The organism is Lentibacillus sp. Marseille-P4043, from assembly GCF_900258515.1.
Taxonomy (GTDB): Bacteria; Bacillota; Bacilli; order Bacillales; family Amphibacillaceae; genus Lentibacillus_C.
In genome coordinates this window covers 1,400,541-1,417,892 of the sequence record NZ_LT984884.1, presented here as the reverse complement: position 1 = coordinate 1,417,892, position 17,352 = coordinate 1,400,541, and the positions used below count along the sequence as shown (strand labels likewise).

General features: G+C 36.1%; 20 protein-coding genes and 1 riboswitch. Of the genes, 3 read left to right on the top strand and 17 right to left on the bottom strand.

Annotated features, from left to right (window positions below; genetic code table 11):
- Positions 1 to 71: 71 nt before the first annotated feature.
- The 3 genes from C8270_RS07065 to C8270_RS07055 form a co-directional block, all read right to left on the bottom strand.
- Positions 72 to 1,124 carry a DnaD domain-containing protein gene (locus C8270_RS07065; RefSeq protein WP_158701641.1) on the bottom strand — a complete coding sequence of 351 codons (1,053 nt, stop codon included), beginning with the start codon at positions 1,122 to 1,124 and terminating at the stop codon, positions 72 to 74.
- Between the two features lie 205 nt (positions 1,125 to 1,329).
- A complete protein-coding gene (locus C8270_RS07060) occupies positions 1,330 to 1,878 on the bottom strand; it encodes a sigma-70 family RNA polymerase sigma factor (RefSeq protein WP_106496157.1) in 549 nt (182 codons plus the stop codon).
- Between the two features lie 288 nt (positions 1,879 to 2,166).
- Positions 2,167 to 2,757 carry a sigma-70 family RNA polymerase sigma factor gene (locus tag C8270_RS07055; RefSeq protein WP_106496156.1) on the bottom strand — a complete coding sequence of 197 codons (591 nt, stop codon included), beginning with the start codon at positions 2,755 to 2,757 and terminating at the stop codon, positions 2,167 to 2,169.
- Between the two features lie 445 nt (positions 2,758 to 3,202).
- Positions 3,203 to 3,287, top strand: a riboswitch (cyclic di-GMP riboswitch).
- 82 nt (positions 3,288 to 3,369) lie between these two features.
- On the opposite strand from C8270_RS07055, the gene C8270_RS07050 reads away from it, so the two are divergent.
- Both C8270_RS07050 and C8270_RS07045 read left to right on the top strand, forming a co-directional pair.
- A complete protein-coding gene (locus C8270_RS07050) occupies positions 3,370 to 3,564 on the top strand; it encodes an aspartyl-phosphate phosphatase Spo0E family protein (protein WP_106496155.1) in 195 nt (64 codons plus the stop codon).
- Positions 3,565 to 3,805: 241 nt separating this feature from the next.
- The gene (locus C8270_RS07045; RefSeq protein WP_106496154.1) at positions 3,806 to 4,174 is read left to right on the top strand and encodes a hypothetical protein; all 369 of its coding nucleotides are present in this window, start codon (positions 3,806 to 3,808) and stop codon (positions 4,172 to 4,174) included.
- 185 nt (positions 4,175 to 4,359) lie between these two features.
- Here the strand turns inward: C8270_RS07045 and C8270_RS07040 are convergent, their stop codons facing one another.
- The 13 genes from C8270_RS07040 to C8270_RS20630 form a co-directional block, all read right to left on the bottom strand.
- Entirely contained in the window at positions 4,360 to 5,235 is an 876-nt protein-coding gene (locus tag C8270_RS07040) for a hypothetical protein (RefSeq protein ID WP_106496153.1), read from the bottom strand.
- Complete coding sequence (locus tag C8270_RS07035) at positions 5,235 to 6,017, bottom strand: ImmA/IrrE family metallo-endopeptidase (RefSeq protein WP_106496152.1); 783 nt, start codon at positions 6,015 to 6,017, stop codon at positions 5,235 to 5,237. Before C8270_RS07035 ends, C8270_RS07040 begins: the two co-directional genes overlap by 1 nt.
- Positions 6,010 to 6,399 carry a helix-turn-helix transcriptional regulator gene (locus C8270_RS07030; protein WP_106496151.1) on the bottom strand — a complete coding sequence of 130 codons (390 nt, stop codon included), beginning with the start codon at positions 6,397 to 6,399 and terminating at the stop codon, positions 6,010 to 6,012. The genes C8270_RS07035 and C8270_RS07030 overlap by 8 nt, the downstream gene beginning before the upstream one ends.
- 352 nt (positions 6,400 to 6,751) lie before the next feature.
- Positions 6,752 to 7,231, bottom strand: a complete 480-nt coding sequence (locus C8270_RS07025; protein ID WP_106496150.1) for a flagellar basal body rod C-terminal domain-containing protein — start codon at positions 7,229 to 7,231, stop codon at positions 6,752 to 6,754.
- A 266-nt stretch (positions 7,232 to 7,497) separates the two neighbouring features.
- Positions 7,498 to 8,061, bottom strand: coding sequence for an Rpn family recombination-promoting nuclease/putative transposase (locus tag C8270_RS07020; RefSeq protein WP_106496149.1), 564 nt, complete (start codon positions 8,059 to 8,061; stop codon positions 7,498 to 7,500).
- A gap of 495 nt (positions 8,062 to 8,556) precedes the next feature.
- The gene (locus C8270_RS07015) at positions 8,557 to 9,570 is read right to left on the bottom strand and encodes a hypothetical protein (protein ID WP_106496148.1); all 1,014 of its coding nucleotides are present in this window, start codon (positions 9,568 to 9,570) and stop codon (positions 8,557 to 8,559) included.
- A gap of 475 nt (positions 9,571 to 10,045) precedes the next feature.
- Positions 10,046 to 10,477, bottom strand: a complete 432-nt coding sequence (locus C8270_RS07010; RefSeq protein ID WP_106496147.1) for a hypothetical protein — start codon at positions 10,475 to 10,477, stop codon at positions 10,046 to 10,048.
- A 166-nt stretch (positions 10,478 to 10,643) separates the two neighbouring features.
- Positions 10,644 to 11,132: a hypothetical protein gene (locus tag C8270_RS07005; RefSeq protein ID WP_106496146.1), complete on the bottom strand. Its 489-nt coding sequence runs from the start codon at positions 11,130 to 11,132 to the stop codon at positions 10,644 to 10,646.
- A gap of 158 nt (positions 11,133 to 11,290) precedes the next feature.
- Entirely contained in the window at positions 11,291 to 12,172 is an 882-nt protein-coding gene (locus C8270_RS07000) for an ImmA/IrrE family metallo-endopeptidase (RefSeq protein ID WP_158701639.1), read from the bottom strand.
- Positions 12,123 to 12,479, bottom strand: coding sequence for a helix-turn-helix domain-containing protein (locus tag C8270_RS06995; protein WP_106496144.1), 357 nt, complete (start codon positions 12,477 to 12,479; stop codon positions 12,123 to 12,125). The genes C8270_RS07000 and C8270_RS06995 overlap by 50 nt, the downstream gene beginning before the upstream one ends.
- 367 nt (positions 12,480 to 12,846) lie before the next feature.
- A complete protein-coding gene (locus C8270_RS06990; RefSeq protein WP_106496143.1) occupies positions 12,847 to 13,050 on the bottom strand; it encodes a hypothetical protein in 204 nt (67 codons plus the stop codon).
- Between the two features lie 674 nt (positions 13,051 to 13,724).
- Positions 13,725 to 14,477, bottom strand: coding sequence for a transposase (locus tag C8270_RS06985; protein ID WP_325034734.1), 753 nt, complete (start codon positions 14,475 to 14,477; stop codon positions 13,725 to 13,727).
- Between the two features lie 17 nt (positions 14,478 to 14,494).
- Positions 14,495 to 14,629, bottom strand: coding sequence for a hypothetical protein (locus C8270_RS20630; protein ID WP_267894832.1), 135 nt, complete (start codon positions 14,627 to 14,629; stop codon positions 14,495 to 14,497).
- 269 nt (positions 14,630 to 14,898) lie between these two features.
- On the opposite strand from C8270_RS20630, the gene C8270_RS06980 reads away from it, so the two are divergent.
- On the top strand, positions 14,899 to 15,900 hold the full coding sequence (locus tag C8270_RS06980; protein ID WP_199794653.1) for a ComEC/Rec2 family competence protein: 1,002 nt from the start codon (positions 14,899 to 14,901) through the stop codon (positions 15,898 to 15,900).
- A 108-nt stretch (positions 15,901 to 16,008) separates the two neighbouring features.
- Here C8270_RS06980 and C8270_RS06975 read toward each other — a convergent pair whose 3' ends face one another.
- Positions 16,009 to 16,602: a hypothetical protein gene (locus C8270_RS06975; protein ID WP_106496142.1), complete on the bottom strand. Its 594-nt coding sequence runs from the start codon at positions 16,600 to 16,602 to the stop codon at positions 16,009 to 16,011.
- Positions 16,603 to 17,352 lie beyond the last annotated feature (750 nt).

Below are 17,352 nucleotides of genomic sequence, written 5' to 3'. Positions count from 1 at the left end.
CAAGACGGCATTGGGCTCCCAAACATTTTTAATTTTATTTCGTAATTGCCTTTAACAATTTCATCTCATTTTCACAATTGCGCCGACACCTGACACCCAATATTACGATGCTTCTCAAGCAAGGCCATTATTTCCGCCTCCGTTTCTGGGTCATCTTCAAGCAGCTGCTGTTCCTTTTTCTCCGCCTTCAATGCATCCTCCTGTTGACGCTTCCAGAACCAATCCGGTACCACTTCCACATTCTGCTGTAGCCCATTCCTACGGCTCTGCTGCTTCCGTTCATTCTGAAAAGCTACCTCCTCTGCCTTCGCATCTTCTACACTCGATATCCCTTTTCGATCCCATGCTTGCAAAATACTTTTCACATATCGCCAGCTCAATTTATTACGCTCTACCGCACGTTTCATCGCTTCCATTACCAATGGCTCGCCGCTGTCATTTACCCAATTCAACAACGAATCCGATACAAACGGACTGATCACGCCAAAGTTTTCTTGGTAAAAAACAAATGCATCTTCAGCAGCAGTTGTTTCGTCTTGTTTTGTTTTATTTATGTTTTGTTTATGTTTAATTAATGTGCTCGCAGTTCGGTTCGCTTGGTGGTCCGCGAGGTGGTCCGCGAGGTGGTCCGCGTTCTGGTTCATATCACGGTTCACGTTCTGGTTCGTAAAATGGTCCGTGATCCGGTCCATCTCCCGGTCCACGTTCTGGTTCGCTTCTACATCCACACCCCGGTCCAGTCCAACATCCATAGTCTGGTCCGTCTTCCCGACCGTAACTTGGTCTGTCCCGCCATCCGTAATTTGGTCCGCACGCATGTCCACCTGCTCGGCCTTCAAGCAGCTCCCATCCCTTCCATCAGCGGTCATCGTCCCTGCACCACAACCAGCCCCAGCCAAATCCAGTCGAATCATCCGATAAGCCGGTGCTTGATTCCGGCCACGTGACGTATAAGTGATATAGCCTTTCTCCTTCAACTCAGCTCTAGCCCGCTTGAATGAACTCTCCGTTAACCCCGATTTAAAACGCAAAACAGGTCCAGCCGCCGTAAACTCCTCGATCCACATCGCCTTATTATTCATATGCATTAAGGTATACCACAAAACAATTGCCGACGCAGACAACGGAGTACGCTCCACCCGATCATAAAACGCATTAATCTCTTTAATATAATTCATCCTTATCCATCCCTTCAAAAATAATGGAACATGGGCGCTGTTGTCCCGTTCGTGGGACATGGGGACAGGTTTCTTGTCCCACCCGCCAAGCCATGCCCCGCGCCAAAATCGCCTGGGACACCTAACCTGTCCCCACGTCCCACCCCCATGCTCACATCAGTGCTTCTTTTACTCCTGCGTTCCTTAGTTTTTTTCTGGCTTCTCGACTCCAGCTCTTGACCGCGTCTACTATGACACCTTCTTGTTCCGCAATTTCCTTTAGTGGCATGTCGTCAATGACATAGCATTTCACCCATTTCCACTGATTTTCCGTAAGCATTGCTTTTATCTCATCCCACAGTGCATCATCTGTCACAGTTATACCGGAAGTATCCACAATGGGAATAAGATCCTTGCGCGAACGGTTACCATTACCCGCTTTTCGCTCTTCTTCTTGGGTGAAATATTTATTGTGGTCCTGTTCTCTCGTTTTCTTGCGGAGCATATCAATTAAACGGTTCCGAATCGTGTAGTTGAAGTAGGTCGACATCAAACCCTGATCAGGCCTGTATTTCTTGTAAGCCAACCACATGGCATATAGCCCCTCTACATAAAATTCCCGATGTGGATCCTGAATACGTAGCTTGTGAATCTGGTAATGAATCCGTCGCTCATTCTGCTTGAAAATTTCTTCAAATGATACCTTGTTATCCTTATTCAATTTTCTCCTCTTTTCTCAAAAGCCCGCTTTCAAATGATACTAGAATATTTTCTACATAAGGGAAGGAACATTAATAACTAAATCGCTTACAAAAAATATTTCCATATCCGAAAATGACTTTTGAACTATTTTTAGTATCCCCTCTACTCCTATAATCGAACGAAGTACCTAGTTAAGTGTCATCTTTTGTTATAAAAGTGACAATTTTCTGTGACAACTTTGTGAACAATAAAAAAAGAAGATCACCCGCCCCAGTGGTAACAGACCCACAAGGACGGACACCCTCTATCAAACTGCGATTATACGATCCATATCATCGCAATGGAGACAATGCAACAGCAGCTTTCTAATCCGATTGTTTTTCAATTTACGCCTGGTTTGCCGCGCCCAGCCTTTAACAGCATCAACGGTGACACCTTCCTGTTCCGCAATTTCCTTGATCGACAAATCCCGCAATATATAAAAATCAATCCACTTCCATTGATTTTCCGTTAGCTGTGCCTTTACTTGCGCCCACAATTCCAAGTTTTCATTAGGTATCGGCGGGTCCTTATCAACAGGCAGATTCATCTGATTACAGCGATTACCACTTTCCATCATTTTCGTTTCTTCTTGGTAAACAAATTTATCGTGTTTCTGCTCTCGTTGCTTTTTCCGTAGCAAATCGACTAAACGATTGCGGATAGTGTAGTTGAGGTATGTATCAAGCAGACATTTTTCCGGCAGATACGTCTCACAGGCGCTCCACAATGCACAAAGGCCTTCTTGATAAAATTCTTGGTGAGGATCGTTGATGTTTAGTTTGTGGATATAGTAGTAAATTCTCCCCTCATGTTGGTTAACAATTTCTTCAAAAGTTAGTTTGATCGCTGGATTCATCAGCAGCCTCTTTCTAAAAAGCCGGCTTTTTGCAAAAGTAATAGCTATTCTACTTCTATTATCGCAAACGCTGTCAAGGCGACAGGATTTTAGAAAGGGGTGTTTTATTTGTCGAAACCCCACGAAGTCTATAACGAACAGACTCACATTTAAATGAATAATGGCAGTTATTGTCGAAACATACAGGTTAATGTCACTAAAACCAATGAAAGTCACAAAACAGCCAATTTTCGACATTTTAGTGACATATTTGCAGCGGGACATGGGCAGTGGGACATGGGGACAGGTTTCTTGTCCCAGGGGAAAATCCACGTATGACGCGGGATACAGCCCGGGACACCTAACCTGTCCCCATGTCCCTTGAAAAACCCCTTTATAAAGTTGTTATTTCCGCCGATAGATAATATAGGTAAAACATAGTTCAATTGGACTATCTATATAGTTTATCCGATAATGGCAAACTTATTGAAAGATAAGGGCGCAAAGCCAAGGACCTAAAGCTTTTTAGTTATGGTAGCCTAGTTACCGAAGTAATCTATTCTTAATAGGTGAGCCTATTTTCTACGGTTCGCCTTTTTAAGTGTCACATCAGAGATTGAAGGAGATTGCGTGATGATTACTATAAATAGAAAAGAAACAACAGGGTACCTACTGAAGTTAATTAATCGTAAAAGAAAAATGATGGTAAAAGCAGCCAAAAAGTTCGGTATTGACAGTAAAAAAACTTTAAAGTGCAGCCAAGAATTAGATGAATTAATTATAAAATACCAGCGAATGGTGAAATCAGAGGGACAAGGAACATCTTGAGTAGTATCATTCAAGATTTATGACACTGATTTTCAAGGTGTTATAGAAGTAGCTGATGGCCAAGAAGCTATTATAGTATATAAGCAAAAACAACCGAATATAGCTTTTCTCAACATTACCATGCCGAATCATAGTCGCGTTAAAGGAAATTATGATTTTGACCCCTTGGCAAAAGTAGTTATGTATTCTGCTAAGGGGTACGAAATCACCAAAAACAGATAGAAAGATGTGATAAAAAACGATGCAACTACACGAAGTTATCAATAAAGTAAATACTTGCACGGAAGAATTTGAGTTCTCCTCTGCTAGAAAATATATTGAAAGCAATTTAAGTGAATTAGAAGAACATAAGCATAAGCTAAATAAAAATGCTAGAGAGATATTTAATTTTATCTCAGATATGTTACAGGCTGGATATCAACCACTAACCAGACAAGAAATCGCCAAAGTTAAAACGATTAATACCTATGCCAGTACGTTTAATATTAAAGGCCTTAAAATGGCGACAAACGATTCTCCTAAACTGTTTATTCGAAATGATATTGGTAATTATTTAAATAAGGATGCTAAAGTCATTTTGGACGGATGGGGAGTTTTGAATAAGGATTAAATCTCCAATTTTCCTTTTGGTTTTACTTAAGGGGTTATTTTACTGAAAACACAGCAGCATCCGTGTCAATAGCTTGGTTTAATGTTACTTATTAATGTTAATCGCACATGCTGAATTAGTGCCAATCCGGAAACCCCTATAGAAAACAAAAAAAGAGAATTCCCTCTTCGTGTATTCCCTAATTTCTAATATATAATTTCAATTTCATCATTTGCAACCAGTTGCTCGAATTCTTTGTTACCGATTTTCTCTTTTTGTTGGTTCAGGTTCAATACCTTATTCACCTTTCTGAAATAACACGTTTTCCTATCCGGACTTCTGTAGATAGGAATTAACTTTGCTAGGGCCTCTTGATTAGGGTTGTTTCTGTAACAACTCTGGAGGAGAGTATCATTGCTTAGGAATGTAATAACGTTTGAAAAGGGGCTAGTCTTTCTTGTGGTAAAATAGCTCCTATCTACAAAGTCGTATAAACCGTGATCCATTCCAACAAATGTTACAGTTGTCTTTCCCGGTAATTGTTCAATGATGGTGGAAACCCAAAGTAAAGATAGTTCCCCTCTATTCGTATTTCCATTCTCTAAGAAAAAGGAATCAAATGCTGAAAATATCATCTGCTCCGATTTCGAAAAGTGCTGTTTTGCAACCTTAACTTGCTCTTTTAGCAGCTGAATGCTCGTAAAGGCCCGATCACTAGCAATTAAAAATTTACTTCTGGTTGCACCTAATTCATAGTCTAATTTAAGTAAGTCAATTAAGTTTTCTTCTTTTACATAAAGAACTTTATCAAAATTAGATAGGTAATCTAGATATCGGTAATCTTGATCTTCAACAATTCTCATTTCTTTTGCAACGGTGTCTGTCAACAGTATGGGAAAGCCTTGAGTGTATTTGTGAAATGTAAGATCATTATGGTGATGAAACGTAAGTTCATGTGAATATATGGCAGAAGTATCATATAAAAACACTTGCCCCATATCATACAGAATATCTACTATTTCTTCTACGTCCGTAATAAAGGACGTTTCTGTTTGTATAAATTGATCGAGGCTTTCGTACATTATAGGCGTTTCTCCTTTCCAATGTCAGAAAAGAAGCGCTGTATTTCCTCCAGAATCCCTTTATTAGATATTTGAGCTACTTCTGGAAGAGAATTATGATCCATTAAACTTTCTAACCCCTTAAAATTAATTACATGACTTGACTCAAGTATATAGGTGTCCTTCCCAAGTTTACGAAACTCCTCTACAAAATTTATCTTTTTATCAAAAAGATCCCTTAAATCCTCTATTGTAATCAAGGAAAGCTCATATAGCCGAATTACGATCGCCTTATAAGGTGCTTTGAAGGTATTCATACTAAGTAGGATTTTTGTAAAAAGAGTCTCTTGCCTATTTTCAGGTCCAGAAAAGAAAGAATACAATTTATATTCATCAAGTAATATCAGTGAGGCAAAATAGTCTGCTTTTCTTTCCTCGCTTCGGTTGTCAATCTCGACTTCAACAAGATGTAAATTTTCTATTTTCCTAAGGCTATTAACTAGATGATATAACTCATGAAACACAACAAAATTTTGATACATTCTTGGCTGAGCTGAGTTAATATAACAAATCATTTTATCCGTATTCGTCGTCCTTATAAACCCCCCGAAAGTCAAATCATGAATGGGTGCTTCAATTAAATAATGATTTTGTTCAATAAATTTTTTTGCACCATCAATACGATTCCAACCTTTAGGATGATAATTTTGTAGATAATGATTTACTGCCATATTAATTTCTGAACGGATGTCCCTGTTTTCTCCCAAAACCTTTGACAGATCATCAAATGTAAGTTCAGGCATTTGATTGTTCCTCCATATTATAGGTTTCAATCAATTCGCAAATCCTCAACAGTTGATGTAACCCTTCTTCGCCTTCCTTAGACAAAGTACCCGCTGAAAAAGCAGTTGTTCTCATATCCGCAAATTCCTTTGGTTGATAATCAAATTCAGGATTCATAAAATAAGTTTCCTCAAGACCTAACACTTCTGCTAATCGAACCGCAAAGTCAAGGATATTCGATCGTTTCCTATTCAAATAATCAGAGAAGTTTGACTCGGACATTCCTAGCTTTCTTGCAAGTCTCTTCCTTTTTAAACCCTCGCCATCAATAAAGGTATTAATATTATTTAATGTTTGTTCCACATGGCGATCTAATGATGATTGTTCATGAAAACCCGTCATTTACATCATCTCCTTACCCTTATTATAACACTCACAACATTTAAAATCCATGAATACCGAATAATTGTTTCTCATCTTTTAATTATATAGTAAGGATAGTTAATTTCACCGCAATTAATTCGTTATAACTGTATATAACATTTTAAAATTCCATCATTGGAGGAGTGACAGGCACCCCGGAAATTAAGAAAAAAAAGCCCTGCAAAGATTTTGAACTGCCCCCTGTCTACTTAACAGGGGACAGTTCATTTCTCTCCACATGACATTCCTATTATCAACATTCTTATTCAACAGAATCTAACAAGCGACAGACAACCCAAATAAGTAAAGCGTCAACAATTCCCAGCAATATTTACATCTTGTTAATTACTCGATCAAGAAGTTCATCGATTGCCGTCATTCGCCTTGCAGCGGCGTCAAAAGCATACTGAAATTGAATCAAATTGGCCATCTCTTCATCTAATGAAACCGCACTTACAGATAAACGATTTTCATTCACAGTTTGTCGTAATATTTCAGTATTTTGTTCCATCCTTTGGGACTCCCGGGATATTGTACCAAGTTCACCTATCACATTCTGAAAATAGCTTCCAAAATTCGCTAACTCACCTTCCGCACTATAAGACAATTCCTCATTGAAAACACCCGCCAAATCTAACGCATTGTCTTCATCCCCTTCTACGTTACCATTTGCGGCTGCGATTTTATCAATATTTTCGATGATTTCAGCGGAAACTTTTATCCGACCAGCATAGCCCTCCTTGGAAAAATCACCTGTTCCAGCGGATTCGATGTGTTCCCTAATAGAAGTTCCCATAATTGTTGCGACCAATCAGACTCCACCAGTACCGTTGGTGATATTTTTTAAATTGAGAGGTGAACGAAAATTCTAGTCATAAAAAAGAAAAGCAATCCTTTGCGAGTTGCTACTTCCTGTCAAATTAATATTAATCCTTCAGCCGCTACAATACTTTATTCATTTTACCCTTTTAAGCATATACCCCTCACTTGATACCTTATCTAAATACCATTTCCTTCCTTGTTGGTATTTCGCTCTGGCTTTTTTCATCTTGACTAACTCTGTTTTCTCCAGCCATATTAATTTCTCTTTTCTCGTTTAATACTTTCAACTTCTTCTTTAGGTAACTTTGTAACTTCCTGAATAAAATCACTATCCATACCTTTTCGTATTAATTCCTGTGCCATTTCAATTTTTTCAGCTTTTCTCCCTTTTTCCTCACCTTCATGTAAAAGATATTTCTCACTCGAAACCTTATCTAAATACCATTTCCTTCGCTGTTGGTATATCGCTCTGGCTTCTTCATCTTGACTAACTCTGTTTAAGATTTCCCCAGCCATATTAATCACCTCATTTCGTTTTTTTATATGATCAATTAATTCTTGTTTCTTGTCATCCGAAGTGTCTCGAATAAATAATAGCCATTGATCCAATGTGCTAAGTTGATCATAATCATTAACTTCTACAAATTTCTTTAGTTCCAAATAGTGAATTTCTAAATCATCGACTAACTCGAACTCTTGATTAGCCTCTTTGAGTTTAAAAACGCTATGGTACTGATCAGTTTCGTGTAGTAAATTAAAATTTAGAATGTTAATCACAATGCACTTTTTCAATTCAAAGTAAGCTTCACCTTCAACAATCTGCTCACCTTATAACGTTGACCAGTAGTAGAGTGAACGTTTACGGTAATTATCGGAATTACGTAATTTCCTCTTTCAGGGAGTGGCAGGTACCGAACTCACACCCCAATATTGAAAAGTTAAATAGAGATATTTGAATATATTAAGTAAATAATAGGAGGTTTTGGAATGAGTGATTATGTTATTCAAATGCTGCAGCTATAGTCTCAATTTCACTAGCTATACTTGGACTAGTTTTTAATATGATCCCAATAATTGGGTGGTTTTCACTACCAGTTTGGGTTTTAGCAATTGTAGTAGGAATCTTAGGCTTATTTAAACAATACCATAGGGGGCAAGCAATAATTCAGGATCCTTATAGCTAATCAGATAGCTAGCCATGACACTTCACCTTCTTTTAAGTTTGTTATAAAAGCAGCTACCGTTCTATCAATTAAAAATATGATGAAAACTAGCATAAAGGCCAATTGGTCTAACCCAAGCATTGATTTCAAATTAGTCCGTTTTTCTATAACTGGCCATTGTCCAAATATAAGGTTCCTTAGTCAGCCTCTTTTGTAGCTTTGTCATAGATCTATCAATATCACCGCCAGCCTTACTAATCATATTTGAACGAAACTCAAAATTTCGTCTTTTATATGAAAGCTCTTCATCATCCATCAATTCAGCTGATTCATACCGAGCATCGGTTACTTCAAAATATTCATTAAAAACATAATGGTTATTGGAAATAGCTTTCTCTATAACGGACTCCAATTGTTCAGAAGCTTGATCATAAAGATCTGGACTATATTTCTTTTCAACATAATGCATCGCTTCTTTTTTTAGAAAATTGAATAGTTCAGGATAATCCGTTATTGATTCATCATCAATAACTTCATGATACTCCATTCCTTCCCTTTCCACATTATATTCATTATCCCTCTTAGTTTTATCATCGGCCGTTTCATCATGGCTTTGACGTATTAATCCCAAATATGTACCAAGTAAACCTATCGATATGACTTTAACAATGTCATCGTAGTTGTATAGGATATCATCTATCTCTTTAATTTCTGTCCTGTAAAGATAGTCTCGATTATTTAATGCTTCCCTGAGTGTTGGGATAATTTCACCTAGCCGCCGGAAAACAGCATTTGCTCGTCCATCTCCTAACGTATAATCTGACTCATACCTAGAATTAACTTTCATTATTGAACTTTGATGAATTTCATACCCGGCTACGCATCTAAAATATTCTCTTAATTCACGTTGCCGTTTAGTATTGAAACGATAGTTATTATATAGTTCCGTCATTATCGCAATTAAAAGTGAAGCCGTTATACCAGTCAAGATTGATAATGAGACATCATACGCTTTTAAGTTTTCATCCATATAAATAATAATAACAGATAATACAATGCACGCTAAAACCAAAAACACAAAACTGAATGCCACAGTTGTTATTGGTCGGAATAAAAAAAGAATGCTATAAATTAAATTTTTAAGTTTGCTTGTTACCTTTACCATACTTTAGCAACCTTTCATATTCTTAACCTTGGTGTGTCCCTATCTCTTTTAGTCTAATCATCTGCCAGCAGTTTTTTCTTCAAATCCCCAATGGCCAATATATTTCTCCAAGGATGGTTGGCCGACTTCTCGAACAAAAAGTAATGTCCGAATTGTGCGGAGGTCTGACTCCAATACCTTCTAATTTCATTGTTTGTTTATATTATAACAAAGGTTTCCAGCATATCTGCAATTAAAAATCGCACGGGATATATTTTCAAAAAGTACGAGAAAAATTGCTAATAAATAGGAAGCGGGAGGAAATGTTGATTAAGGTTCAAATTATTTCATTCAGGACCACTTTTGTTGGGCTCTTCCTTAAATTTATAAAAATAAAAGAAAAAGAAGAGCCCTGCAGAGATTTTTCCACAGGACTTCACTTTTTACTAGCGCTTTAAAGTGGTGGGCTGACCCCGGTACTCCCTTAAAACAACACTTATTTATTGTATAGCGGCTCGAATAATGAAATAGCAATTTGCTCCAGCATTTTAATTTGCGATTCTTCATAATCATCTTCCACGACAATGAACTGTACATACGCATTTTGTTTGATAAATTCTATTGATTTATTTATATCACCATCAAATTTTATAATGGCTAAGTTATCTCTGAAAGTACCGCCTGTATCAAGAGCTGTAAGATTTTGTTTTACTCTTTTTTTTAAACCATGAGTAGCTGTATGAGATTGTCCTATATACAGAGTAACATTTTCCTCATTCTGATACATAAAAAAGCGGTATACGCCCTTTTTTTCAATGTATGTTTTTAATAAACTATAGTCATTATTACCGCTTGTTTTAAAAAATTTTAGACACTGTATTGGAAAACTAAATTCTTTATCAAAAACTGCTTTTAATTTATTTATCATCTATAAGCCCTCCTAAAGTTATTCCACAAAGATTTTTACATTTACTTCTTTAATATTCATCAAAATTATGCGATGACAAATACAGCATAAAGTTTACTATAAAAAAATAAGTGTATAAACCACTAGATTTATACACGCCCATTAGCTTAAATTTGTATTAATATCATCATTCTAGAAGTTTATTTAATCTTTTCTTCAATACAGATACCTTGTTTTTTAACTTTTGCACAAAATCACCACTGTGACATATTTTAAAAAACTTTACAACTGAACTTGGCTTTGCTACCTCGGCCTGTACAGAATAGACACAAAAATCTTCAATTGTATCTTGCTCTATAAGGACGCCTTCTTCCAATTCATCCGAATACACCCTCATATCTTGGTCCTTGATAACTTCTCGAATTTCAAAGTCATTACTGCTGATAATGTTACCTGATATTAATTGAGCTAGGGCAATACAATGGATTTCGCCTATATTATTAGATGTTTTCGGGGTTCTTCCTAGTGCTTCTTTTTTAGCTTTTAAGCTTTCAAATCCTTCTCCAACTCCATCCACATAACCCCAATATATTGCTCTATGCTTCTCTGGCAATGAGTTCTCATCGTTTTGGTCAAACAATGTCCATCCTCTGTCCTCAATGACTTTTAGAATCATATTTCTTTCAGCTTCTACCTTAAACTCATTGACTACTTCGATGTGAATATAAATATTTTCATATACATGGTCTATCCAGTCAAAAATATCATGTTTTTTGAAACCCTAGGCTTGCATAAGCAAATTTGTATCGACGATAACCTTCCCCCTGCGCACCGTCATTTTTTAGTTCTCCTTGTTTCAAATAGTGCATCGAGGAAATCATCATCCTCATCATTTTCAATTTCATCCATGACCTTTTCAACCTCTGCCGCTCGCAGTTGGGCATATTCTGCGGACTTTTCCGGCGATACGGTTGCTAATCTCTTTGAGGCTTCTATAAAGTTTAAATTATCGTCCTGAACTTCTTGAGCAATTCGTTCCTCATAGTCAGTAAAACGATTAATACGTTGTGGTTGATCCAACGGACTTTCTACAATATTTAACTCTCGCCGTATTTCAGTCCAATCTTTATCTGAAAGTTCTGCTAGTCCTTTATTATCTGTTAGTTTTAACTCTACTAATCTTTTGACTACCGCCACATATGGAGCTGAAGATATGTCTGATATACGAATGACTATTTTTTTCTCTTCCTGCTCCTTTTTATCATCTTCTTGTAAAGAACGGATTAAGGAACGGACAAGAGACTCTGGTAGCATTAGTGCTGCTGCAAATCTGTCAGCCGCTCTTTCAGGATCGATATCATCCTTTATCATTGAGTTTATATTTAGCACATGCCAGAACTCATGTGCAGCAGTAAAATATCTATGTCTCAGAGTTTGAGATGTGTTTAGCAATACGTATTTTCTGTTGTCACGTTTTAGTGTGATAGTTGCACCAAAAAAGTCAGGATCCCTTATTTCTTTGTATACGATGGAGGCCAGTTCTTCCACTTTTAACTCTATACTTGAACCAATAAAGGTTTCGGTTCCAAAATGTTCACTTAATACCTGTAGAGCAAAAGCTTCTCCAATACGATCAGCGTGATTTACCTTTTGACTACTCATAACGTCAACCTTTGATTCCTTTGTTGAAGATTTCATTTGCGTAATAAATTTCATCATCTTTAAAACATGAGAAGATAACATTTTGCAATGCGCTTTCTCCTTCTCTGGTAGTAATCTTTCCTCTCAATTGGACTGTATACTCCTTTGATGGACTTTTCTTGTCTATTAATTCATCTACAGAAACATCAAGCACTTCCGATACTTGGAAAATACGTTCGGAAGTAAATGTTCTATCCCCATTAATCATGTGCTGAACTAAAGACTTGCTTACTCCTAACTCATCCGCTAACCATTGATATGATTTTTTATGTTGTTTTAACCAGTTACTGACATAAACTGCAACTACTGAACTAACGCTCATGTTCTTCACCTCTTATAATGTATTTTATTCACGTTATCGTTTTATTTTCTCTCCACTAACAGTATACAACATCTTCGTCTTTTTGTGTATACGTATACCTAATATGCCTCATTATTTCGTTGCATACATATTGTTAAGCGTAACTTCCTGTAAATAAATTGCAATGCATTCCTATCACATCCAATCGGTTTCATTCCTGAGTCTGTAGCAATCCGCCCAATGGTATATAACTATTTTATGTATTCATTCCAATACGCTTATCGAATTTCTTAATCCTTTTAATAAGTGTTATTACAGTTTTATCGTCTAACCAGATGTGCATTCCTTTTCAAATTATAACCATCAAACACTTAAATATGCAGGCCTGTTAGGTGTTTGATTTCATCCGTCTATCATTTATACCTTCATAAATTTTTTTCACTTCTTCCTTGCTAAAATTGCACCTTTTAATAATACGTTCAATAAATCGTGCAGGAACTCCATCTTGTAAAGCAAATTCTATTAGTTCTTTCATTTCCTCTTTCATACGCTCGACATGCCATCGCTCAAACCCTTCCTTAACTTTATCCATCTATCCAACACCCCCTATATTTTTCTTGAGTGTATCATTTCGCTTATTATAAATGGATTATCCCGCCAACCTCCCAATGATACATAATGGAACTGAGTATCCTCTCATGCTTACGATCGCTACAGTCCCAACAGTAGGACTTTCTATTTGTTGGATTAATCTTTCTCCCGCCTCTCGTTGGAAAGTTTGTTACATATTTATATTCACTTCATATTTTTAATTGCTTGAAAATTCCACGTAAATCACCGATGCCAACACCCGCTATTATCACCTCTAAAATCATACATTGTAGCAATTGGTTCTTCTCCCGATGTTTATGAAAGCAGTGGGGGTCAGACCCGGTCAGACCCCAAGCACTCCAGAAAAAACTCTCGACAAATGACAATGCGCAGGCACCTAACAAAACTAGCGGCAAAAATACATCAACGTAAAACTAAGACAAGTTGTATAGATATAAAAAACATAATTTTTAATTTCTACAAACTTTTTATTTGAAAAGAGCTATTATGATATTGATTCAAATGATAGAATTATAGATATAATAATTTCATTTAAACTTGGGAGGTTACTTAGTTTGAAAGAACGTAAAAATTGGAGTTTAAGAAAAGAGTGCATAGAAAAGCAGACCCTTCCATAGGATCGAAAAAATAAATTTTTAGTGTTAGATATTGCTTCTAAATCTTAACGTGCTTATCGGGGATTTGATAACCAAGCGTTTCTAGATAACGAATTGCCATGTCTTCTGTAATTTGCGGTGCATAAGTGTTTTTGGGTTTTGGATTAGAATCTATATTGTATAGTTCGGCATCAAACGGCTCATTTTTATCAAGCATATGGTAAATACAAATGAGTAGTTTATGGGCAATGGCAATAATCGCTTTTTTATGGCCACGGCTTTTTTTGATCTGGTGATACCGGAAATAAAGACAATCTTTACTTCTGATTACCGCATTAGCACATTGAACCAATAAAAGTTTGATATAGACGCCTGCTCGTGATACTCGAACCGATTTTTTCTTACCGGCACTCTCGTTGTTTTGTGGTGTAAGTCCAGCCCAAGAACAAATATGTTTCTGGAAAAGAAATGCAGACATATCAACGCCAATTTCGCCAATAATAGCGATGGCTGTAAAAATATCCTTTATGCCTGGCAAAGATAATATTAATTCAACCTGTGGTAAGTAGGGTTGAGCTAAATTTAAAACAACCGATTCAATATCGGCAATGTGTTTTTCAATACTATCTACATGGTCAAGGCATACACGCATTTTATTAGCTTTCTTATCTGTTTTCTTCCCACGAATACCTTTTACGTATTTTGGGTTAGCAATAATGACATCACAATCATGTTCTAGAACATTAAACACAAGATGCCAGTACTTGCCTGTAGATTCCATACAGACATGGATGCAAGATTGGAATATCAACCAATCCCGAAGATTGATTAGATCTTCTGTAAAAGTCGAGAATTGCTTGGTTTGGTACTCTGTAACCCCCGATTGGTTGTACCAACTGTTGCCACAACAAACTTTTTGTGGACATTAATTCCACAGCAAATAGGATGAACAATCTTAAGCATAAACACATCCCTCCAAAGTTTATAGTGGATAAAGCAGGCATTGACTGTTTGCCACATAATAAACAGGAATTGTTTACGCAAGGATTAGTTTTCGTGCTCATTGGCACACTTATTTGTACTTGAAAATAGCAAACGGCACATCTTAAAATGCGGGCAGTGCAAATCATACTGCACCACTCCCCTCCCCGTGCTCTGTAGTGTGCCTGCTCATCCAAGTTAATTATACCACTTTAGGTGGGAGAGGGAGTTCTTTCATTAAATTTTGTGCCTTGAGAACAGCGAAAGGAATGATACTTAAAATGGGAATAATTCATTTTTTAAATGTTAATAATGGAGATTGTTCTATAATTGAACACAATACAGGCCGTATATCGCTTATAGATGTTTGTAACGCTAGAAAAGAAGAGAAAATCATAGAACGAATGGAAAGTGTCGCCGGCTCAGGGAATTTAAATCAAAAGGCTCACCCTGTAAATCCTATACAATATTTAAGAAACCATAATATTAATTCCATTTTTCGATTTGTACTAACACACCCTGATATGGATCATATGGATGGAATAAAGGATTTAGTTGAAGAGTTTAAACCTGCAAATTTTTATGACACTGATAATAAAGCTGAAAAGGATTTTTCAAGATCTACAATATACCGTGAGGATGATTGGAAGTTTTACAAAAATCTTAGAGACTCTAACCCTCAAACAGATCCGAAACGATTAACATTATTCTCAGGAGATGACAATATTTATAGAACCAAAAATGAGGATGATACAAGACCAGGTGATGCTTTTTATATACTTTCACCAACTAAAGATTTAGTAGAAGAAGCCAATAGATGTGATGATTATAATGATTGTTCATATGTTATCTTATATGAAGGAAAAGGGGGAAAAGTGTTATTTAGTGGAGATGCCCATAATAAAACATGGGAACATATTTTAGAAAATCATGAAAGTAAAGTATCTGAAATCGACCTACTAATAGCCCCGCACCATGGCAGAAAATCAAGTAGAGATTATTCCTTTCTTGATACTTTAAAGCCTAAGCTCAGTTTTTTTGGAAATGCCGAATCAAAAAACTTGGCTTATGATGCTTGGAATTATCGTGGTTTGCCATATATCACTAATAACCAAGCAGGTTGTATGGTAGTAGATGCTAATAAGCCAAATATGCCAGTATATGTAACAAATCAAAAGTTTGCGAACCAACGAACAACATATACATGGTATTCTGATATTTATAAAGGTTGGTATTTACAGGACATAAAATAATTTTAAAAAGGTACCTATCAGCTAGTATAGAAGGTACCTTTATCATTGACTTTTTACATCAACAGCACCCTGCTTATTTAAAATACCTTTTTAATAATAAATAATATTTTAAATAGACTCTGCTACAACAGTACAAACAAAACGTTTCCCATAATTGGCAGCAACTTCTCTTATAACTAAAAGTTCAATAAAAATGACAACCATATGTAACCAAGTACCAGAAAATAAAGTATATACTATTGAAAACATAAAAATCATAAAACAAATAGCAGTCATATCTCTTGTCATCAAAAATTTTTTATGAATATCATAAACTTTCTCTGAGTCTTGATTTGGTTTGTAGATTTTTTGATACCAATATATGTTTTGTTGTTTTGGATCTTTTGGAATTGGTCCATATTTTTCTGATATTTGATCGATTGTCACTCTGTAATCATTATTTAGTGTTTCGTATAATCGAGATGCAGGGAGGGGATTTTTAACTTTTAAAAAAACTAGTTTATATTTTAAGTTGCTTGACAAAGCCCCATTTAAAATAATCGTAGATAATATAACGATTGAAGACAAAGGTAGCAATTTTATAAATGTTTTTTGATTTAATTTATCCATACTTAAGGCTAAATAATTATCCAAACCTACTAGCAATAAATTCACTATCACAAAAGATAATAACGTTAAATTATAATTCTTTAAATTCCTCATTACATTCCTCCTTTATTTTGTGATTGTTACGGCCACTGAAATGTACCAGTAATGACATAACTTTTTACCACCAGCGGCGCTTTAATCATCTCTGTATGTAGCAACTTAAATTCAAGCCACTGTTATTATGTGAATTTTAATCTTACACAAAACTTTACTGGCTTTATATGGAGAGGGGGGCATGATACCCTAATAGGGGTGCGAAATCCTTACTTACCGCACGCTTTCGCAAAGAAGTCATGCCCATAGAAGCTCCATGTCAAGCCAACACTAGACTAAAATGTTTAACCCAAGTTTGTGAAATCTGCTAATTTCAGGTGGCTCAAATTGGATTGCGAAATTCAATCTCTAAACTGTTTTGACTTTCCATCTACATTTTCCTGACTACTAATAGATGTTGTCACACAACAAAATATCGCCTGATGAGTAAACACTTTATAATGCCCATTGGTGTGCTTTCAAGTAAAAATTTATTCATAAAGGCTTTATTTAACTGTTCTGGTATTTAATTATTCTTCCCTTATCTAAAAGCATGAAAAAAAATTGCAATAGGAGCGGGGAGAAGTATTGAATGAGGTAACGGATTAATACATAGAAGGTATCTCCATTTGCTGCCCGATTTTTCATTATATAACTCAACTTTCGCAGCTAAAAACCATTTATAATCTCTTGATATAACTGGGATCTCCCCAGAAATAATATTAAAAAACACACAAAAATACATCCCAATTTGGTAAAATATAGTCACCA